At 51.3% G+C, this 19,931-nt stretch carries 18 protein-coding genes; 9 read left to right on the top strand and 9 right to left on the bottom strand.

Annotated features, from left to right (window positions below):
* Positions 1-63 precede the first annotated feature (63 nt).
* A complete protein-coding gene (gene hemN / locus SJI19_RS17940; RefSeq protein WP_323479634.1) occupies positions 64-1,437 on the top strand; it encodes an oxygen-independent coproporphyrinogen III oxidase in 1,374 nt (457 codons plus the stop codon).
* A 67-nt stretch (positions 1,438-1,504) separates the two neighbouring features.
* On the opposite strand, the gene SJI19_RS17935 is transcribed toward hemN, so the two are convergent.
* The 4 genes from SJI19_RS17935 to glnA form a co-directional block, all read right to left on the bottom strand.
* A complete protein-coding gene (locus SJI19_RS17935) occupies positions 1,505-1,627 on the bottom strand; it encodes a YshB family small membrane protein (RefSeq protein WP_323479633.1) in 123 nt (40 codons plus the stop codon).
* 105 nt (positions 1,628-1,732) lie between these two features.
* Complete coding sequence (gene glnG, locus SJI19_RS17930; protein WP_323479632.1) at positions 1,733-3,145, bottom strand: nitrogen regulation protein NR(I); 1,413 nt, start codon at positions 3,143-3,145, stop codon at positions 1,733-1,735.
* Positions 3,146-3,152: 7 nt separating this feature from the next.
* The gene (gene glnL, locus SJI19_RS17925) at positions 3,153-4,202 is read right to left on the bottom strand and encodes a nitrogen regulation protein NR(II) (protein WP_323479631.1); all 1,050 of its coding nucleotides are present in this window, start codon (positions 4,200-4,202) and stop codon (positions 3,153-3,155) included.
* 138 nt (positions 4,203-4,340) lie between these two features.
* Entirely contained in the window at positions 4,341-5,750 is a 1,410-nt protein-coding gene (gene glnA / locus SJI19_RS17920) for a glutamate--ammonia ligase (protein ID WP_323479630.1), read from the bottom strand.
* A 396-nt stretch (positions 5,751-6,146) separates the two neighbouring features.
* Here glnA and typA point away from each other — a divergent pair, with 396 nt between their 5' ends.
* Entirely contained in the window at positions 6,147-7,970 is a 1,824-nt protein-coding gene (gene typA, locus SJI19_RS17915; protein WP_323479629.1) for a translational GTPase TypA, read from the top strand.
* A gap of 76 nt (positions 7,971-8,046) precedes the next feature.
* Here the strand turns inward: typA and deoR are convergent, their stop codons facing one another.
* Together deoR and deoC are read right to left on the bottom strand one after the other, a co-directional pair.
* The gene (gene deoR, locus SJI19_RS17910; RefSeq protein ID WP_323479628.1) at positions 8,047-8,841 is read right to left on the bottom strand and encodes a DNA-binding transcriptional repressor DeoR; all 795 of its coding nucleotides are present in this window, start codon (positions 8,839-8,841) and stop codon (positions 8,047-8,049) included.
* A 45-nt stretch (positions 8,842-8,886) separates the two neighbouring features.
* Complete coding sequence (deoC, locus tag SJI19_RS17905) at positions 8,887-9,564, bottom strand: deoxyribose-phosphate aldolase (RefSeq protein ID WP_323479627.1); 678 nt, start codon at positions 9,562-9,564, stop codon at positions 8,887-8,889.
* Positions 9,565-9,755: 191 nt separating this feature from the next.
* Here deoC and rbsK point away from each other — a divergent pair, with 191 nt between their 5' ends.
* The 7 genes from rbsK (at position 9,756) to fabY (ending at position 16,212) form a co-directional block, all read left to right on the top strand.
* Positions 9,756-10,682, top strand: coding sequence for a ribokinase (gene rbsK / locus SJI19_RS17900; RefSeq protein ID WP_323479626.1), 927 nt, complete (start codon positions 9,756-9,758; stop codon positions 10,680-10,682).
* Between the two features lie 4 nt (positions 10,683-10,686).
* On the top strand, positions 10,687-12,018 hold the full coding sequence (fucP, locus tag SJI19_RS17895) for an L-fucose:H+ symporter permease (protein ID WP_323479625.1): 1,332 nt from the start codon (positions 10,687-10,689) through the stop codon (positions 12,016-12,018).
* A 19-nt stretch (positions 12,019-12,037) separates the two neighbouring features.
* Positions 12,038-13,075, top strand: a complete 1,038-nt coding sequence (locus SJI19_RS17890) for an aldose 1-epimerase family protein (protein WP_323479624.1) — start codon at positions 12,038-12,040, stop codon at positions 13,073-13,075.
* Positions 13,076-13,341: 266 nt separating this feature from the next.
* Positions 13,342-13,929, top strand: a complete 588-nt coding sequence (gene yihX / locus SJI19_RS17885) for a glucose-1-phosphatase (RefSeq protein ID WP_323479623.1) — start codon at positions 13,342-13,344, stop codon at positions 13,927-13,929.
* Between the two features lie 23 nt (positions 13,930-13,952).
* On the top strand, positions 13,953-14,807 hold the full coding sequence (locus SJI19_RS17880) for a virulence factor BrkB family protein (protein ID WP_323479622.1): 855 nt from the start codon (positions 13,953-13,955) through the stop codon (positions 14,805-14,807).
* Positions 14,804-15,241, top strand: coding sequence for a D-aminoacyl-tRNA deacylase (gene dtd / locus SJI19_RS17875; RefSeq protein WP_323479621.1), 438 nt, complete (start codon positions 14,804-14,806; stop codon positions 15,239-15,241). The genes SJI19_RS17880 and dtd overlap by 4 nt, the downstream gene beginning before the upstream one ends.
* A gap of 29 nt (positions 15,242-15,270) precedes the next feature.
* Positions 15,271-16,212, top strand: a complete 942-nt coding sequence (fabY, locus tag SJI19_RS17870; protein ID WP_323479620.1) for a fatty acid biosynthesis protein FabY — start codon at positions 15,271-15,273, stop codon at positions 16,210-16,212.
* Between the two features lie 68 nt (positions 16,213-16,280).
* Here fabY and SJI19_RS17865 read toward each other — a convergent pair whose 3' ends face one another.
* From SJI19_RS17865 to SJI19_RS17855, 3 genes are all read right to left on the bottom strand, one after another.
* Complete coding sequence (locus SJI19_RS17865; protein ID WP_323479619.1) at positions 16,281-17,972, bottom strand: AsmA family protein; 1,692 nt, start codon at positions 17,970-17,972, stop codon at positions 16,281-16,283.
* A 178-nt stretch (positions 17,973-18,150) separates the two neighbouring features.
* Positions 18,151-19,536: a uracil-xanthine permease family protein gene (locus tag SJI19_RS17860; RefSeq protein ID WP_323479618.1), complete on the bottom strand. Its 1,386-nt coding sequence runs from the start codon at positions 19,534-19,536 to the stop codon at positions 18,151-18,153.
* Between the two features lie 136 nt (positions 19,537-19,672).
* Positions 19,673-19,918 (bottom strand): hypothetical protein, encoded by a 246-nt coding sequence (locus SJI19_RS17855; RefSeq protein WP_323479617.1) that lies wholly within the window; start codon positions 19,916-19,918, stop codon positions 19,673-19,675.
* Positions 19,919-19,931 lie beyond the last annotated feature (13 nt).

Here is a 19,931-nt window from a genome sequence, read left to right as displayed (position 1 = left end):
TGTAGAGCGGTTACGCCCGTCAGACGCCGAGCGCGGCGCAGAAATCGAAAGGAGTAGCCAGCCATGTCAGTACCCGAGATAGTATGGGATTCGGCCCTTATTCAAAAGTATAACAAATCCGGGCCGCGTTATACCTCCTATCCTACCGCTCTGGAATTCAACGAGCAGTATGACGAGGCGATGTTTAGCTCGGCGGTAGCGCGATACCCTGAACGGCCCTTGTCACTCTACCTGCATCTGCCATTTTGCCATAAGCTGTGTTATTTCTGCGGGTGCAATAAAATCATTACCCGCCACCCGGAAAAAGCCGATCGCTACCTTGACGTTCTTGAACGTGAGATCCGCAGTCGGGCACCGTTATTTGCCGGCCGTCTGGTCACCCAAATGCATTGGGGCGGCGGCACTCCCACCTTTTTATCTCAGGCGCAAATATCCCGCCTGGTGAAGGTGCTGCGCCAACATTTCACTATCGTACCTGGGGCAGAGCTGTCAATCGAGATCGATCCGCGTGAGATTGAGCTTGGCATGATCGATCATCTTCATGGCGAGGGATTTAACCGTATCAGCATGGGGGTGCAGGATTTTAACCCCGAGGTGCAGCAGTTGGTTAATCGCCAGCAGGATGAGACACTTATTTTTGCGCTGATCGAACGGGCCAAGACGTTAGGTTTTTTATCCACCAACATCGATTTGATTTACGGTCTACCACGCCAGTCCTTGGCGCGTTTTCAGTATACCCTGGAGCGGGTGATTGAACTCGATCCCCAACGCCTTAGCGTGTTTAATTACGCCCATATGCCCACGCTGTTTGCCGCCCAGCGTAAAATAAAAACCGCTGATTTGCCCGATGCCGCCGAAAAAATGGAAATTTTGCAACATACCATCACCACGCTTTGTGATGCGGGTTATCAATTTATCGGTATGGACCATTTTGCCCGACCGGATGATGACCTGGCCATTGCGCAGCGCATGGGCAAATTGCATCGCAATTTCCAGGGTTATACCACCCAGGGTAATTGCGATTTACTGGGAATGGGTATCTCGGCGATAAGTATGATCGGGGATAGTTATATTCAGAACCAGAAAGAGATGAAAAACTACGAGGACAGCGTCGCGCGTCAAGGCAACGGTTTATGGCGCGGCGTCGCGTTATCGGCTGATGATTGTCTGAGAAGGGATGTGATTAAAGAGTTGATTTGCCAGTTCCGGGTGGATTATGCCGCGCTGGAAAATCGCTATGCCATGCGTTTTACCCACTATTTTGCGGACGACCTTGCTCTGCTTGCGCCGCTGGCAAATGATGGACTGGTGGAGATTACCGATCAGTGGATTGCGGTCACCGCTAAAGGACGACTGTTGATTCGTAATATCTGCATGTGCTTTGATATCTATTTACGCAATAAAGAGCGTCAGCACCAATTCTCGCGGGTTATATAGGCATATCTCTGCATAGCGATATTCCTATAGAGGTTAATTATAGGATTTTATTCGCGGGCCACCGCCGTTAGCCAAAAAGATTGATCAGCGCGGCGCAAAGGATTGCAGCCAACGCAGTTTGGGGGGCGTGGCCCACGGCAGCGGTTAGATCCGCACCGTGGGTGATGAAACTCATTAACGAATTCAACATGATCTTCCTCCATTCAGCGATAAGATCATACTGACTGAAATGAGGAAGTAAAGTACAAAATAGCGTCAATTTTGCGCGTTATTTTGCATTTCTGTTAACTAAAGCTTATTCCATTCCTAGCTCTTTCAGTTTACGCGTAAGGGTATTTCTACCCCAGCCCAATAACCGCGCTGCTTCCTGTTTATGGCCTTGGGTATGTCGCAGGGCGGTGGTTAAGAGCGTCCGCTCCATCTCTGGTTGGGCTTCAGACAGCAGGTTTTGATGACCGGAGCGTAGAGCGCGATCGGCCCATTGCGCCAGCAGGGTAGCCCAGCTATCAGGCAATGATTGAGTGGTTGGATCCGAGGTGGCGCTTTCAAATAACTCCGGCGGTAAATCCTGGATCAGGACTTCCTGGCCGGCAGCCATCACCGTTAGCCAGCGGCAGGTATTTTCCAATTGCCGCACGTTGCCCTGCCAAGGCAGGCGGGTTAACGCGGTTTCTGTTTCAGGGTGCAATATTTTAGGATCTACACCCAGTTCTTTGGCTGCCACCTGCAAAAAATAGCGTGCCAGACGCGGAATATCCTCGCGACGTTCGCGCAAAGGCGGTAAATGTACCCGAATGACATTGAGCCGGTGAAACAGGTCTTCGCGGAATTTGCCTTCCTGCACCCGCACGTCGAGATTCTGATGGGTTGCGGCAATGATCCTGACGTCTACCTTGACCGGTGCGTACCCGCCAACCCGATAGAACTGGCCATCCGCCAACACCCGCAATAATCGGGTTTGCACATCTAGCGGCATATCGCCTATTTCGTCAAGAAACAAGGTACCCCCGTCCGCTTGCTCAAACCGGCCCTGGCGAACCTGGTTCGCGCCGGTAAAGGCCCCTTTTTCATGACCGAACAGCTCCGATTCAATCAGGTCCTTAGGAATGGCCGCCATATTGAGCGCGATAAACGACGCCTTGGCTCTAGGGCTATGGCGGTGTAAGGCATGGGCGACCAATTCCTTACCGGTGCCTGATTCCCCGTTAATCAATACGCTGATGGAGGAGCGGGACAAGCGGCCGATAATGCGGAACACATCCTGCATGGCCGGCGCTTCGCCAATGATATCCGTGGTGGGTCCGCTGGCAGGCTGAACGCGTGGGGGCTGTTGCTGCTCCAAATAGTGGCTGACCGCACGCTCTACCAGGGCTACCGCTTCATCAATATCAAATGGTTTGGGTAGATAATCAAAGGCGCCCTGCTGGTAGGCGCTCACCGCAGCATCCAAATCGGAATGGGCGGTCATGATGATCACCGGCAGCATTGGATGACGCTGCTTGATTTGTTTAAGTAATGCCAAGCCGTCCATGCCAGGCATACGTATATCCGATAACAACACGTCAGGGGTTTGGGTAGAGATTGCATCCAGAACCTGGCTACCACTTTCAAAAGCGACGCATGTTAAACCGGCTCCAGTGAGAGCGCGTTCAAGCACCCAGCGGATGGAGCTATCGTCGTCGACGACCCAGACTATCCCTCGTTGCATAAAGACCTCACTGGCGAATAGGCAGGTAAACCGAAAATTCGGTATGACCCGGCCAACTGTTAAATTCAATTTTACCCGAATTTTGATCGACAAGGCTGCGGGCAATGGATAACCCTAAACCGGTCCCTCCCTCACGGCCGCTGACCATGGGGTAAAACAGCGTATCCTGCAGTGCTGCCGGTACGCCGGGTCCGTCATCTTCAATATCAATGCGCGCGACCAAGCGATAACGTACACCATGCAACGTTAGCTGGAACGCGGTACGGGTGCGTATAATGATTGTGCCGCCGTTTGCACCCAATGCCTGCAGTGAGTTACGGGTAATATTCAGTAAAACCTGTTCCATTTGGTCGGGGTCGTGAGCCAATTCAGGCAGGCTGGGGTCATAATCCCGTACAAGGGTAACGTTATCCGGTTTTTCCAGTGATACCAGTTGATACACCCGCTCGGCAACCTGATGAATACTTTGTGTGACGTGCATGCCGGGCTGTTGTGGCCCCAACAGACGGTCTACCAGACTGCGCAGACGATCGGCCTGTTCGATAATGACCTTGGTATATTCTAGCAAGGAGGGGTCGGGTAACGCCCTGGCAAGTAGCTGTGCTGCGCCGCGTAATCCCCCGAGCGGATTTTTGATTTCGTGAGCCAGACCGCGCACCAGATCGCGTGCTGCGACCTGTTGGGCATGCTGGATTTGTTCTTGGCTCAGGCGCCGTTGATTATCCATTGGCGCCAGTTCCATAAGGAAATACCCTTCCGGCAGACGTTGCACGGTGAGGGAGAGAATATGGGCATGGCCATCGACCACCAGCGTGACTTCATTATCGGTAAACCCATGACCTTCGTTAAGGCTTTCGCGCATTAACTCGATATTCAGCGAAAAATAACCCAACAATTCCGGTAACGGCGTACCAAAAAGCTTGCGCGAACTTTGTGATAATAGCTGTTGCGCAGCGGGATTGGCATAATGGACAGCGAGTGCATTATCCAATACTAGGATGCTGTTAATTAACGAATTTAGGATCTGCCCAGCATCGGGCAATGAGCCTGTAGCCATAAAGCAGTCTCCCGCACTATTCGAGTGCATTTATGTCATTAGATAAAATGCGCTTGGCTATGCGCAAGGTTTGGTGGAGAAAAAAGCCCATCCGGAGATGGGCTAAAAGTTTCCACGGCAACAAAAAACACGGTCACGTTATACGCTGTAATACAGCTCAAATTCTACCGGATGCGGCGTCATGCGGATGCGATCCACTTCTTCGGTACGCAATTCAATATAGGCGTCGATGGTGTCGTCGGTAAATACGCCGCCACGGGTCAGGAATTCACGATCAGCGTCCAATGCCTTGAGCGCTTCTTCCAAAGAACCGGCCACCTGCGGGATTTCACGCGCTTCTTCCGGCGGCAAATCGTACAGGTTTTTGTCCATGGCATCGCCAGGATGGATTTTATTGATGATCCCGTCCAGGCCGGCCATCAGCAAGGCGGAAAACGCCAGGTATGGGTTGGCAGCCGGATCCGGGAAGCGAACTTCAATGCGGCGAGCTTTCGGGCTGGCTACCACCGGAATACGGATGGACGCAGAACGGTTACGGGCGGAATACGCCAGCATGACCGGTGCTTCATACCCTGGGACCAAACGTTTATACGAGTTGGTGGTTGGGTTGGCTAGGGCATTGATCGCCTTAGCGTGTTTGATCACGCCGCCGATATAAAACAGCGCCATTTCAGACAGGCCACCGTACTTGTCGCCAGAAAACAGGTTGTTGCCGTCTTTGTTCAACGACATATGGCAATGCATGCCTGAGCCGTTATCACCAAAAATCGGTTTTGGCATAAAGGTCGCGGTTTTACCGAAGGCATGTGCGACGTTGTGCACGACATATTTATAGATCTGGATTTCGTCGGCTTTTTTGGTCAGGCTGTTAAAGCGGGTAGCAATTTCATTTTGCCCCGCAGTGGCCACTTCGTGGTGATGCGCTTCAACAACCAGGCCCATTTCTTCCATGGTCAGGCACATGGCAGAACGCAAGTCCTGTGATGAATCCACTGGAGGAACCGGGAAATAACCGCCTTTCACGCCTGGACGATGGCCTTTATTGCCGCCTTCGTACACTTTGTCGGTATTCCATGCGGCTTCGATATCGTCGATGGCGACATGGGAACCGGAAATTGATGAACCAAAGCGGATATCATCAAACAGGAAAAACTCAGGCTCTGGCCCAAACAGCACCGTATCGGCGATACCGGAAGATTTCAGGAACTCTTCGGCGCGTTTGGCAATGGAGCGCGGGTCGCGATCATAGCCCTGCATAGTGGCGGGCTCAAGAATATCGCAACGGATGATCAGTGTTGATTCTTCAAAGAAAGGGTCAAGCATCGCGGTGCTTACATCAGGCATCAACACCATATCGGATTCATTAATGCCTTTCCAGCCACCAATGGAGGAGCCGTCAAACATTTTTCCTTCTTCAAAAAAGTCGGCATCTACCTGATGGGCTGGTATAGTGACGTGCTGTTCCTTTCCTTTTGTATCAGTGAAACGTAGGTCGACGAATTTTACTTCGTGCTCGTTTAGCATCGTCAAAACGTGTTCAGCGGACATAACTTATTTTCTCCCGGTTGTGCCATGGTCGTCGTGGAAACGAAATCGTACTAATCGAATTTTATTTACCTTAGCAAGGCTAGGCTAAGCTAAGCTTAAATAAACTCAAGCTAAAACTGTGCCAACATTGCTAAAATGATGCAAAGGGCCGACTATACGGCTTTTTACCAGCAGTACTGATGCACCAGATTGGTGGGAATGAGTCGCCATGGTGCATTTTGACAATGATTGGGCACTGTTTTGGTGCAACAAGTGGGGCGAGGTGGAACAATGCACTGAGAAAGGGATGACGAAGCGTTGAAAATGACGCAAATGCAGAGATCATCGCGATCTTGTTTAGTCCCTCGCTTATTACGTGTACAATAACGCGCTATTTCTAATGCCTGAGGCAAAGTTGTGATCGAAAATTTGCGTAACATCGCCATCATCGCGCACGTCGACCATGGTAAAACTACCCTGGTCGATAAGCTGTTGCAACAATCCGGAACATTGGGTGACCGCAACGACGCCACCGAGCGCGTTATGGACTCCAACGATTTGGAGAAAGAGCGTGGGATTACCATCCTCGCTAAAAATACCGCTATTAACTGGCACGACTACCGTATCAACATCGTTGATACCCCCGGACACGCCGATTTCGGCGGCGAAGTTGAACGCGTCATGTCCATGGTTGACTCAGTACTGTTGCTGGTCGACGCCATGGACGGACCTATGCCGCAAACCCGGTTCGTGACCCAAAAAGCCTTTGCCTACGGTCTGAAACCCATCGTGGTCATCAACAAGGTCGACCGCGACGGTGCTCGTCCTGACTGGGTCGTAGACCAGGTGTTTGATTTATTCGTCAATCTTGGCGCAACCGATGAGCAACTGGATTTTCCGATCATCTATGCTTCCGCGCTTAATGGCGTAGCGGGCTATGAACACGAAAATATGGCCAGCGACATGACGCCGCTGTTTGAATCTATCATCAAGAACGTCGACGCGCCGAACGTGGATAGCGACGGTCCGTTCCAGATGCAGATTTCGCAGCTTGACTACAACAGTTATGTTGGTGTCATCGGTATTGGCCGCATCAAGCGCGGTTCAGTTAAACCGAACCAGGCTGTGACCATCATCGATCATGAAGGCAAGCGTCGCAACGGCAAAGTGGGCCAGGTATTGGGTCACATGGGTCTGTTGCGCATTGAGTCCAAACTGGCTGAAGCGGGTGATATTATTGCCGTGACCGGTCTGGGTGAACTGAATATTTCCGATACTATCTGTGATCCGGCTGTGGTTGAGGCGTTGCCGCCGTTGACCGTGGACGAACCTACCGTCTCCATGTCGTTTGGCGTCAACAACTCGCCATTCTGCGGTAAAGAAGGTAAGTACGTCACCTCTCGCCAGATCCTTGAGCGTCTGAATAAAGAACTGGTACACAACGTGGCTTTGCGCGTTGAAGAAACCGTTGACCCTGACACCTTCCTGGTTTCAGGCCGTGGCGAACTGCATCTTTCAGTACTGATTGAAAATATGCGCCGCGAAGGTTTTGAAATCGGCGTTTCACGGCCAAAAGTTATTTATCGTACTGTTGACGGCAAGAAGCAGGAGCCGTTCGAGCAGGTTACGCTGGATATCGAAGAGCAGAATCAAGGCCCGGTTATGGAAGCCATGGGCATCCGTAAGGGTGAAATGCGCGATATGCTGCCAGATGGCAAAGGACGTATCCGCCTTGATTACATTATTCCAAGCCGTGGATTAATCGGTTTCCGTACTGAATTCCTGACCATGACTTCTGGCACCGGTTTGCTTTACTCCTCGTTCAGTCACTATGACGACATCCGTCCGGGTGAAATCGGTCAGCGCCAGAATGGGGTGATGATTTCCAACGGCCAGGGTAAAGCGGTAGCTTACGCTTTATACAGCCTGCAGGATCGTGGCCGTTTGTTCCTGGGCCACGGCGCCGAAGTTTATGAAGGCCAGATTATCGGCATTCATACACGGTCTAATGATTTGACGGTTAACTGTCTGACCGGTAAAAAATTGACCAATATGCGCGCGTCGGGTACCGATGAAGCCACCACCCTGGTTACCTCGATTAAAATGTCGCTGGAACAGGCGCTGGAGTTTATCGATGATGATGAACTGGTGGAAGTGACGCCGTTATCGGTTCGGTTGCGCAAACGTCATTTGACCGAAAATGACCGCAAACGTGCCAATCGTTCAGGTAAAGAAGCTTAATTAAGCCCCTCCTTCAGGCGGTGCCTGTCGACTATGCCGGTTTGCGTCAGTGAGCCGGCATTTTTTTGCCTGTTATTCAGGCTCGGCATGCCGTTGATGAGTCTTGCGGATACAGCAGTGCAATCTTATGCTGCTGACAATACTCATGAAACGTTGGCTGTGGGGATCGATCGGTTATTAAGGTATGAAACAGACTCAATGCACCAATGGCTGCGGGTTTGATATTGCCGAATTTGCTGTGATCGGCCACCAGAATCGCCTGTTGCGACATGGACAAAGCCCGATGTTTCATGGTGAGTTCATCAAAGTTAAAACAGGTCGCACCGTAACCAATATCAACACCGGCCGCGGAGATAAAGGCTTTGTCCGGACAGATATTATCCAGGATTGAGTACTGGGTCAGTGGGGTAAAAATACAGTTGGCGGGATGAAATTCGCCGCCGCAGAGTATCACCTTACAGTTCGGCAGATCCTGTAACGCCAGGAAAGTGTTAAGGGAATAACACACGGCGGTAAATGGCAGATCCTCGTCTATGGCATCAATAATTAATGGCGTGGTGGTACCGCAGTCGAAAAAGACCGTATCATCCGGATCGATTAACTGCGCCGCCAGACGACCGGCGATGTTTTTCTCTTGAACATGTTTAGCCTTTTGATCCGAAACAAAATAATGAGTGACTTTGCTGTTTTTCGGGTCGTTGACCACATAACCACCCAGCAGTACCACCAAGCCGGGTTCGGCGCTCAGATCGCGCCTGATGGTCATTTCCGAGACGCCCAGCAGGACGGCGGCATCTTTCAGATGAAGCTTATCTTCCCGCTTCAATGCGGTAATGAGCTTATTAATCCTTTCTTCGCGCCGCGTTTCCATAAGACATCCTGCGTCATGAGATCCGGTATCCACCGGATCCTGTCATTAATAATCGCTGGTCGCCGCCGTTCCCGACACAATGGCTACGCCGGAGCTGGTGCCGATGCGGGTCGCGCCGGCCAGGATCATGGTTTTGGCGGTTTGACGATCGCGTACAGCGCCGGAGGCTTTCACTCCGATCTGCTCACCTACCGTCTGACGCATTAATTTGACGTCATCTTCCCGTGCTCCGCCGGTGCTAAAGCCGGTGGACGTTTTCACAAAAGCGACCTTTAACTCGCGACAAATCTGGCAAACTTCGACAATTTGTTGTGGAGTTAACAAACAAGTTTCCAATATTACCTTCAATGGAATAGCGGCGCAAACCTCATGGACTGCTCTGATATCGGCGGCTACCGCATCCATTTTTCCACTTTTCAGCCAGCCAACGTTAATTACCATATCAATTTCCTGCGCCCCTGCGGTGATAGCGGCCTGTGCCTCGAAGACCTTGGCACAAGTGAGGGCTGCGCCCAGCGGAAAACCGATCACCGAACAGACTTTCACTGCCGAGCCGCGAAGTGATTGCGCAGCGAAGGGAACGTAACCGGAATTCACACATACAGAATAGAAACTAAACCGTTTGGCTTCGTCACAGAGCGTGGCGATTTGCGCCTCGGTGGCATCCATGGCCAGCAGGGTATGGTCGATATACCGGGCAAAATCAATTTCTGGTTGAGTCATTTTACAGTCCTTGGTGGGGATGGTCATTTAATAATGTTAAAATACTAACATTAAAACACCGCTTTCAATAGGCATAATTTCGGCATTTTATCAATTCGAGCTGTGATTGGTGTCACGTTAATAACATTTATGAGTTGTTAGTGTGACTAAAATAACATTGAATACAGTGAAATAATTGAGGGCTAATAATTATGGATATTGCAGTTATCGGTTCCAACATGGTGGACTTAATTACCTATATCACTGAAATGCCAAAAATTGGCGAAACCCTGGAAGCACCAGATTTCGAGATTGGCTGCGGCGGTAAAGGGGCCAATCAGGCGGTGGCGGCCGCCAAGCTGGGGGCGGGTGTGATGATGATCGGCAAAGTCGGTGAAGATATGTTCGCCGATAATACCGTCAATAATCTGCAACGCTACGGCATAAACACCCGCTTTGTTGAAACGGTGCCCGGGGTATCCAGCGGCGTAGCGCCAATATTTGTTGATCGGGATTCCTTTAACCGAATTTTAATCATCAAGGGCGCCAACAACCATCTACTCCCGGCAGATATTGATCGTGCAGAGCAACAGCTTAAACAATGCCGGCTGATTATCCTGCAGTTGGAAATCCCCCTGGCTAGCGTGTATCACGCCATTGATCTTGGACGAAAATACCATATTCCCATCATTCTCAATCCCGCACCGGCCAGCCGGGAACTGGATATTAACTATGCCTGCCAGTGCGATTTTTTTATGCCAAATGAAACTGAGCTGGAAATCCTCACCGGCATGCCGGTAGACAGCGAGGAAAATATCCTGCGCGCCGGGCGGACATTATTGGCCAAGGGATTGAAAAACTTAATTATCACCATGGGACATCGTGGATCGATGTGGTTAAACGCCAACCATGTGCACCGGGTAAAACCCGTTGCGGTCAATGCTGTGGATACCAGTGGTGCCGGAGATGCGTTTATTGGCTGTTTTGCCCATTACCTGGTTAAGGATGGCGACGTGAAACAAGCAATGGAATATGCCTCCGCTTACGCCGCCTACAGTGTAATGGGTAAGGGTACGCAGCGCTCCTATCCCGATACCGCCCAGTTCCATGATTTTCTCGCTACCCTTTCTCAGGAATAACATCATGCGCCACAATACGGTACAAATGCCTGACGGCTATTTAAACAAAACCCCGTTGTTCCAATTTATCCTGCTGTCGTGCCTGTTTCCCTTATGGGGTTGCGCGGCCAGCCTGAATGATATCTTGATCACCCAATTTAAATCGGTATTCGCATTAAGTGATTTTGCCAGTGCCTTGGTGCAAAGCGCGTTTTACGGTGGTTATTTTCTGATTGCCATACCGGCTTCGATGGTGATTCGCAAAAGCAGCTACAAAATGGCCATCATGATCGGCCTGTCGCTTTATATCATTGGCTGTGTCTTGTTTTATCCCGCATCCCATATGGCAACCTACACCATGTTTTTGGCGGCCATTTTTGCCATTGCCGTGGGCCTGAGTTTTCTGGAAACGGCGGCCAACACCTATAGCTCGATGATCGGTCATCGCGATTTTGCGACGTTGCGGCTAAACATCAGCCAGACCTTTTATCCTATTGGCGCACTGATGGGGATTGTGCTGGGTAAATATTTGGTTTTCCAGGAAGGCGGAAGTTTGAGTAGCCAAATGGCCACCATGACGCCAGAGCAGGTGCACCAGTTCCGACTCACCATGCTGGAACTGACCCTAGAACCTTATAAGTATTTGATTATGGTGCTGGTGGTGGTGATGGTGTTGTTTATGATCACCCGTTATCCCCATTGTAAACCCCAGGCGGATAAATCAAACCTTACCGCGGCGCCGGGAATGGGCGAAACCCTGCGTTATCTTGCCGGTAACACTCGGTTCAAAAAGGGCATTGTGGCGCAATTTCTGTATGTTGGCATGCAGGTGGCGGTATGGTCGTTTACCATTCGTCTGGCGCTGAATCTGGGTGCGTCCAATGAGCGAGATGCATCTAACTTCATGATATATAGTTTTATATGCTTTTTTATCGGTAAATTCATCGCCAATTTTTTGATGACACGCTTCAATCCGCAAAAAGTCCTGATCGCGTATTCGGTGCTCGGTGTGGTAACGCTGGCTTATGTCGTGCTGGTGCCTAATTTTACCGCCGTATATGCGGCCGTGTTTGTCAGCGTGCTTTTCGGACCGTGTTGGGCAACTATTTATGCGGGTACGCTTGATACGGTGGACAACAAATATACTGCAGTGGCCGGTGCAGTGATCGTGATGGCTATTGTTGGTGCCGCCGTCGTGCCGGCCATTCAGGGCTTCGTTTCCGACCATCTTGGGTCGATGAAACAGGCGTTTGGGGTGTCGTTACTGTGCTTCGCTTATGTGGGCTACTACTTCTGGGCTGAATTGCGCAACAAACAACCCACTGTCGCCGCAGCCAGAACAATGATGGATAATTAATCTAAACCAGGAGAAAGCGATGTCTACTGTCATTTATCTTCAGCGTAATCAGTTTAGCGACCAGCCGTTTCATCTGTTGGAGAGCGCCGGGATCAGCGTTACGTTGTTTAAATATCCTTCCGGCATAGAAGCCGTGACCCTTAGCAATAGCCGGGGATATATCACCCTGTTGCCTTATTATGGCCAAATGATTTGGGATGCACAGTTCGACGATCATAGTTTACGAATGGATAATCCGTTTAACGAGCCGAAGCGGGGTGAGTCGGTGGTGGATACTTATGGCTGCTTTGCTTTCCATTCCGGGCTACTGAGCAATGGGTGTCCCGCGCAAGATGATGTGCACCCGTTGCACGGAGAAATGCCCTGCGCACCGATGGATCGGGCGTTCCTGACTGTCGATGAGCACAGCGTGACCTTAGGGGGCGAATATGAGTACGTGAAAGGGTTCGGCCATCATTATCGGGCCGAGCCCTCGGTCAGGCTAAAGGCTGACGAGACGCTGTTGACCATCAATATGCGGGTCATCAACCTGGCCAGCGTGCCAATGCCGTTACAGTATATGTGCCATATGAATTATGCCTATGTTGCGGATGCCACGTTCAGCGAGAATCTGCCCGACGGAGCGTTCCAATTGCGCACTTCGATTCCCGGTCATGTTCATCCCACGGCACAATGGCTCGAATATACGGCGGCGTTAGCGCGCAACCCCGGCATGCTGGAGTCGTTAAGCCAGCCGGAATTTTATGATCCGGAAATCGTATTTTTTGCCGATGATCTCGCCCGTTATACTGAGCAAACCTATGGTAAGGCAGAGTTTTTTATGCAGGCGCCGGGTTCAGGTCCGCGATTCGTTACTCGCTTCGATACCGCACAGTTTAACTATGCCACGCGTTGGATTCTGTATAATGGTGATCAAAAGGTCGCGGCTTTTGTACTGCCGGGCACGTGTCGTCCCGAAGGTCATCAAGCGGCCAGCCGGGCGGGAACGCTGATTCAGCTGGCTGCGGGCGCCACACGTGAATTCAGTGTTGTTACCGGGTTGGTGAGCGAAGGCTGATGGTTCATCCTTGTCTAGAAAACAGACTCGACCCGCAGGTATCCTCTATCTGCGGGCTAGCCTGATATCCCTTAGCGCGGGTTGTTCAACCCACTTGGCTGGCATACCAGCGACTTCCTCGTCCTCTCGCCTGGCCGCCTAGGGAATTTACCCCGAATCGGCTCGTTGCACACGTTACGGCCGAGCCTGCAACGTGCGTTCATTGCTGTTCAGTTGCACTATTTCCCGCTACAGTGTTAACACCTTGTACAGCTTGGGAGGGCGTCATGCTTTATATTTTTGATTTAGGCAATGTGGTGATCGATATTGATTTCGGTCGCGTGCTGGGTGTGTGGAGCCATCTCAGCGGCGTACCCCTGGCCAGTTTAAAAAAGAAGTTTGAAATGGGCGAGGTGTTTGAACAGCATGAGCGCGGAGAGATATCCGATGAGGTTTTTGCCGCTAAATTCTGCGCTGAGTTAGGCATTACGCTAAGTTTTGAACAGTTCACCACCGGTTGGCAGGCGGTATTTATTAGCGTCAGACCAGACGTTATCGAGATCATGCAAAAGCTACGCGCACAGGGAAATAGGGTGATCATCCTATCCAACACCAACCGTCTGCACTGTGACTATTGGCCCAACCAGTATCCTGAAGTGCCGCAAAGCGTCGACAAGATGTATCTTTCTCAAGAAATCAGGATGCGTAAACCCGATCCAGCCATCTATCGATATGTCCTGGAGCAGGAAGGTGTGGACGTGGCTGATGCTTTGTTCTTTGACGATAACGCGCAAAATATTGCTGCTGCGCAGAGTATTGGATTACCGGCGGTTCACGTTACTGATTCACGTGTTATACCCGCCTATTTTGCGTAATTGATGCAAAAGGGGAGGGTGTGATGAAAGGTTTTAATGTGAAAAAAGCGACCCGCTTTTATGCCTTCTGCAAATTTTTGTATCAACGCGCCGATCATGATGGTTTAACCGTGTTGGCAGGTCATCTCGCTTATGTTTCTCTGTTGTCCCTGGTGCCGCTGATCACGGTGCTGTTCTCCCTGATTGCGATTTTCCCGGTATTTTCCGATGCCAGCGATAAATTAAAAAGTTTTATCTTTACCAATTTTATGCCGGCGACCGGCGATGTTATCCGGCGCTATCTTGAGCAATTTATTCTCAATGCCAGCCAGATGACCGCGGTGGGTACCTGTGGGCTTATCGTCACCGCGTTGTTGTTGATTTATTCGGTGGACTCGGCGCTTAACAGCATCTGGCGCAGCAACAAAAAACGACCGATGATTTTCTCGTTCGCGGTGTATGTGATGATCTTGACATTGGGGCCCCTACTGACCGGTGCCAGCATGGTGATAAGCTCCTACCTGATATCCCTGACGTGGTTGAACGATAGCGGTACGGCGCCGCTGTCTACGCTAATGCTGCGTATTTTCCCGCTGTTGCTCTCCTATATCTCATTTTGGATATTATATCGCGTGGTGCCAACGGTAAGGGTACCCGCTAAGGATGCCTTAATCGGTGCGCTGGTGGCGGGGCTGTTGTTTGAGCTGGGTAAAAAAGTCTTTGGCCTGTATGTCAGCGCGTTCCCCACTTTTCAACTGATTTACGGCGTACTGGCGGTGATACCATTGCTTTTTTTCTGGGTGTATTGGAGTTGGTGCATTGTGTTGCTTGGTGCAGAAATCACCGCCTCAATGACGGAGTTTCGCGCCTCGGTGCAAAAACCGGAGCTTGACCGATGATTGCGTTGATCCAACGGGTACTCAGCGCGTCGGTAACCGTAAACAACGATGTCGTGGGTGCGATAGGTCCCGGTATATTGATCTTGCTTGGTGTGGAGCGGGGCGATAATGTGTCGACAGCCGAAAAGCTGTGCGACCGTGTGTTAGGTTATCGTATTTTCAGCGATGAGCAGGGCAAAATGAATTTAAATATCCGCCAGGCTGGCGGCGAGGTGCTGGTCGTATCCCAGTTCACGCTAGTGGCGGATACCAATAAGGGGCTGCGACCCAGTTTCTCCCACGGCGCGGCGCCCGCAGAAGCGGAACGGCTTTATCATCACTTTACCGACTGTTGCCGCCGAACGGATATCCGGACTGAAAGCGGACGGTTTGCTGCGGATATGCAAGTCGCGCTGGTGAATGACGGACCGGTCACTTTTTGGCTTCAGGTGTAAACGGTAAAGACCTTAAAGAGAGGGTATGCATGTATCATTTGCGCGTCCCACAGAACGATAAAGAATTAAACGACTACTATCAGTTTCGCTGGGAAATGTTACGTAAACCGTTGCATCAGCCGCAGGGGTCTGAGCGGGACGCTTATGATGCAATGGCGCATCACCAGATGGTGGTGGATGAGAATGGCAAGCCGGTGGCCATTAGCAGGCTGTATATTAATGCCGACAACGAGGCCTCAATCCGTTTCCTGGCGGTCCATCCTTTGCAGCGCGGTAAAGGATTGGGCACGCTGATGGCCATGACTCTTGAGTCAGTCGCGCGTCAGGAAGGGGTGAAACGGGTAGTGTGCAGCGCCCGCGAAGATGCGGTGGAGTTCTTTGCCAAGCTGGGTTTTATTAATCAGGGCGAAATCACCACACCCTCTACCACGCCGATTCGTCATTTCTTAATGATCAAACCTATCGAAACCCTGGATGATATTTTGCATCGACCGGATTGGTGCGGCCAATTGCAACAGGCTTGGCACCAGCACATTCCCTTGAGCGAAAAGATGGGGGTGCGTATCACCCAGTACACCGGTCAAAAATTCATGACAACCATGCCGGAAATCGGTAATCAAAATCCGCATCATACCCTTTTTGCCGGTAGTCTGTTTTCTCTGGCAACCTTGACCGGCTGGGGGTTGATATGGTTATTGCTCCGAGAACGTCAACTGGGTGGTACCATCATCCTGGCCGATGCGCATATCCGCTATGCTAGCGCGGTCACGGGAAGGCCTTCCGCCGTGGCGGACCTGGGTTCCCTAAGTGGGGATCTGGATCGTCTGGCGCGTGGGCGAAAGGCCCGGGTGAGCCTTGAGGTTGAATTATCCGGCAACGAAATCAATGGTGCCCTGTTCAAGGGGGTCTATTTGGTGCTGCCCCCGTCTCCTGATAAGCCGCTGGAGAGCGGAGGATCGCTGGTGGACTAGGCGGTATGCCCTTATCGGCCATGACGCGGGCCCAACCGCACCCGCGTCATGGCGAGTCGATGCGGCAGCTAGGGGGTGGTATCGCCCACCAACGCACCGCGCACCATGGTTTGCGTCACAGCCTTACCTTCGGTGTCTAAAACGTGCAGCTTACCGTTTAGCGTAGGTTTTAACGGTGATGCTGCCGATATGCCGCCGGTCAACGTTAATTGCAGATTACCGTTACCAGACAGCGGAATGGTTGGCCACCCCCAATGCGCCAGTACGTTTAACGGCACTGCCCGGCCGCTCAGACTGAGGGAAAACGCCCGATTAGCTTGCTGGTTGATATTGGCAGTAGCCTCAAGCAGGCCTTCCCCGGCAAAAGCACTTAATTCAGTCACCGAAATTTTGCCTTGATCGGCGGTCAGCGCCAGCGAAGGACGACGCACATCGGTTTTATTAAAGGTCGCGTCGCTGCCATTAAGATTCAGACTACCCGACCAGATGCCCCACTGATGATCCTTGGCCAATACTAATTGTTTACCCGTTCCATCCAGGGCGGTGACCTGAAAAGGAAATGCGGGATTGATATCAATAAGCAAATTACGGTTGGCGGTGAATTTATCTACTACCACCCCGGACAACCAACTGGGCAAGGGCTGTTGCCAGTCGTTTAGCCACTGTGTCGGTAAAACATACTCAATCCCGGCCACCATAAATTCATCCAATTCCAGCCGCTTATCGGTACGTGACCAGTGGCCTGATGTACGCATTAACCCACCCTGCCAACGTCCGCTAAACTGATTTATATCAATACCATGAGGTGTAAATGCCAAGGTGGCAATGGGATCAATGAGATGAATCGAACCGTTAATCAACTCTCTGGCATTAAGCGCCAGGGTACCGTCGTCGGACGACCAATCACCATCCTGAAAGGTCACATTGCGCAACGTTAAATCCAAATCACTGAAAGCCCAAAGTCGCCCTTCCATGCGGGCATCGATTAAGTCAAAACGGTGAATGGTGATTTTCGGCACTGCCGACAATTGATGTAAAAACTCATCCAGGTTTTGTTTGGTCTGCATGCGCACATTACTCAACCGCAGATGGTCCACCTGCCAGCTGCCGTCTTCGTCACGCGCAGCACTGCCGGTTAGCTCCCCACGCGCAAGATCTGCGCCCAGGTTATCCAATCGAAGCTGATTATTATTTATTTCTCCCTGAACCAGCACGTTTTCAGCCGGGATGCCATTAAGGGTCAAGGTGTGGGCGCTGATTTGAAAACGGGAGTGCCGTCCCAGAGGAAAGCCGACTTGTGGTTTCCATGGCATCACTCCGGCGTCGACCTGTTTACCGTTTAGTTCCCAACCACCATAAGGTGAGCTGATCGCCATATCGTTCAGCTGCAGGACATCAGCTTCCAAAGGGAATACCAATGACGTCGGGTCCAGGTTCAAGGTGCCGTTCTGCATTTGAATGCGGGCAAAATGGTAGGGATCGCTAAGCTGGCGCGCGCTAAAACCCGCCACCAGACGCTTGGCCACTAAAATCGGCGTATGTTCTTTTTGGCCGAACGTGATATTTTCAACATAAACGTCACCGGGGTCGGACCAGTCATGACCGATTTTTTCCAACGATAGTTGGTAAGCACTGTGCTGGGTGACGGTTCGGCTTATCCATCCTGCGCCCCAGGATGTTTGCAACAACACGTAGATCAGGACAATTATCAATAACACTATCAACAATATTGATAATAAAAATTTCCCAAGAAATTTCATTGTACAAATCCATAGCTGTCTTAAAGGTTACTGTGTTTATGCCGCAATTAGCCGGTCTTCTCAATAGCCAAAGCGCTTCTGACAAAAAAAAGCCGCCGTATTGATACAGCGGCCGCATAATATGACGATATCCCGACAATCTTTCACGTTGCAAGCAGAAACGTTAGGTATTAATGACTTATTGATGCTCCGGCGGGAACAGCAAATTCAACACAATAGCGGTGATGCCGCCGGCTGCGATACCCGATGACATTAAGGTTTTTAACCACTGTGGCGCAAACTGTAAAATCAAGGGTTGCTGTGACACACCCAACCCCACCGCCAACGATAAGGCCATAATCATAATGGCACGCCGGTTAAGCCGTTCTCGTGACACGATGCGCACACCCGAGGCGGCAATGGTACCGAACATCACGATAGTCGCACCACCCAACACCGGTTCGGGAATATGCTGCACAAAGCCACTTACTACCGGGAACAGTCCTAAGGCTATCAACATCAACGAGACCACAAACCCCACGTACCGGCTGGCGACTCCGGTCAGTTGGATCACGCCATTGTTCTGGCCGAAACACGAATTGGGGAACGTATTGAATACCGCTGAAAGCATGGAATTCAACCCGTTGGCCAGCACACCCCCTTTCAGCCGCCGCATATAGAGGGGGCCACGGACAGGTTGTTCAGACACGTCGGACGTAGCGGTAATATCGCCAATGGTTTCCAACGAGGTCACCATAAACACCAGCATCAACGGGATAAGTAAATCCCAATCAAAACCCAAGCCGTAATACAACGGCGTTGGTATCATAATCAACGATTGTGACGGCGTGGAAGCGACGGCAGGCAGCATTCCCATCAACCAGGCGGCTAAATACCCCACCGCCATGGCGATCACTAAAGAGGCCACTCGCAAATACGGATTACGCTGACGGTTGAGCAGGATAATGACCACCAACACAATACCGGCCAATAACAGGTTCTTCGGCGCACCGAAGCTATGATTGGCCATGGCGGCAAAACCGCCGCCAATGGAAGTCAATCCCACCTGAATCAACGAAATACCGATAATCATCACCACGATACCGGAGACTAACGGGGTAATAATGCGCCGGGCCAAATGCAAAACCCGCGATAACACAATCTCGGTGCATGACGCGACCATCAACGTACCAAACAGCGCCGCCATCATGGTCGGCACATCTGCGCCACCGTTTTTTAGTGCCATGCCACCCATGATGAGCGGCGTAACAAAGTTAAAGCTGGTTCCCTGAATTGACAGCAAACCCGAACCTACCGGCCCCCAGGTTTTAATTTGCAGTATCGATGCCAACCCGGAAGCAAACAGCGACATGCTGATGATATGTTGTGTATCCTGCGCGGGCAAACCCAACGCCTGGCAAATCAGCAAACCGGGGGTGATGACCGCAACAAACATCGCCAGCAAATGCTGACAGGCAGCGAACAAGGTTTCCATCAAGGGCGGACGATCATCAAGATGATAAATCAGCTCGCTTTTGACTACGGGAATAGGCGCGTCATCAACTACTGAGGATGGCATGGTCATGTTAAAGGACTTTCCTGGGCGGCAAAGCAGGCATTTTAATCAACCTGACTTTAAAAGCAATCGATTGCATCGTATCTCTACCCCGACCCATTGATATAGGTCAACCTCAGAGCATTCTCCCCCGCCGACTAGTGCACTAAGCCCGCCAACACCAGACTAACGGCAAGCCTCGTTTAAGGGAGAGCGTACCGTAGGGGTTGAGGCGGCCATTTCCTGGCCGTCCGATGCCCCTTGGTACGCTAGGCCCGCCAACACCAGACTCACGGTAAGCCTCGTTTAAGGGAGAGCGTACCGTAGGGGTTGAGGCGGCCATTTCCTGGCCGTCCGACGCCCCTTGGTGCGCTAAGCCCGCCAACACCAGACTCACGGTAAGCCTGTTCAAGGGAGAGCACACC

The organism is Acerihabitans sp. TG2 (assembly GCF_035013185.1).
Lineage (GTDB): Bacteria > Pseudomonadota > Gammaproteobacteria > Enterobacterales > Enterobacteriaceae > Acerihabitans.
The sequence above is the reverse complement of the archived record's forward strand: the minus strand, read 5'-3'. Positions and strand labels throughout refer to the sequence as shown.

Bases quoted from the DNA above. Each gene is read 5' to 3' on its own strand.
- hemN (WP_323479634.1), top strand. From the start codon at position 64: ATGTCAGTACCCGAGATAGTATGGGATTCGGCCCTTATTCAAAAGTAT.
- SJI19_RS17935 (WP_323479633.1), bottom strand. From the start codon at position 1,627: ATGTTGAATTCGTTAATGAGTTTCATCACCCACGGTGCGGATCTAACC.
- glnG (WP_323479632.1), bottom strand. From the start codon at position 3,145: ATGCAACGAGGGATAGTCTGGGTCGTCGACGACGATAGCTCCATCCGC.
- glnL (WP_323479631.1), bottom strand. From the start codon at position 4,202: ATGGCTACAGGCTCATTGCCCGATGCTGGGCAGATCCTAAATTCGTTA.
- glnA (WP_323479630.1), bottom strand. From the start codon at position 5,750: ATGTCCGCTGAACACGTTTTGACGATGCTAAACGAGCACGAAGTAAAA.
- deoR (WP_323479628.1), bottom strand. From the start codon at position 8,841: ATGGAAACGCGGCGCGAAGAAAGGATTAATAAGCTCATTACCGCATTG.
- deoC (WP_323479627.1), bottom strand. From the start codon at position 9,564: ATGACTCAACCAGAAATTGATTTTGCCCGGTATATCGACCATACCCTG.
- rbsK (WP_323479626.1), top strand. From the start codon at position 9,756: ATGGATATTGCAGTTATCGGTTCCAACATGGTGGACTTAATTACCTAT.
- fucP (WP_323479625.1), top strand. From the start codon at position 10,687: ATGCGCCACAATACGGTACAAATGCCTGACGGCTATTTAAACAAAACC.
- SJI19_RS17890 (WP_323479624.1), top strand. From the start codon at position 12,038: ATGTCTACTGTCATTTATCTTCAGCGTAATCAGTTTAGCGACCAGCCG.
- yihX (WP_323479623.1), top strand. From the start codon at position 13,342: ATGCTTTATATTTTTGATTTAGGCAATGTGGTGATCGATATTGATTTC.
- SJI19_RS17880 (WP_323479622.1), top strand. From the start codon at position 13,953: ATGAAAGGTTTTAATGTGAAAAAAGCGACCCGCTTTTATGCCTTCTGC.
- dtd (WP_323479621.1), top strand. From the start codon at position 14,804: ATGATTGCGTTGATCCAACGGGTACTCAGCGCGTCGGTAACCGTAAAC.
- fabY (WP_323479620.1), top strand. From the start codon at position 15,271: ATGTATCATTTGCGCGTCCCACAGAACGATAAAGAATTAAACGACTAC.
- SJI19_RS17865 (WP_323479619.1), bottom strand. From the start codon at position 17,972: ATGAAATTTCTTGGGAAATTTTTATTATCAATATTGTTGATAGTGTTA.
- SJI19_RS17860 (WP_323479618.1), bottom strand. From the start codon at position 19,536: ATGACCATGCCATCCTCAGTAGTTGATGACGCGCCTATTCCCGTAGTC.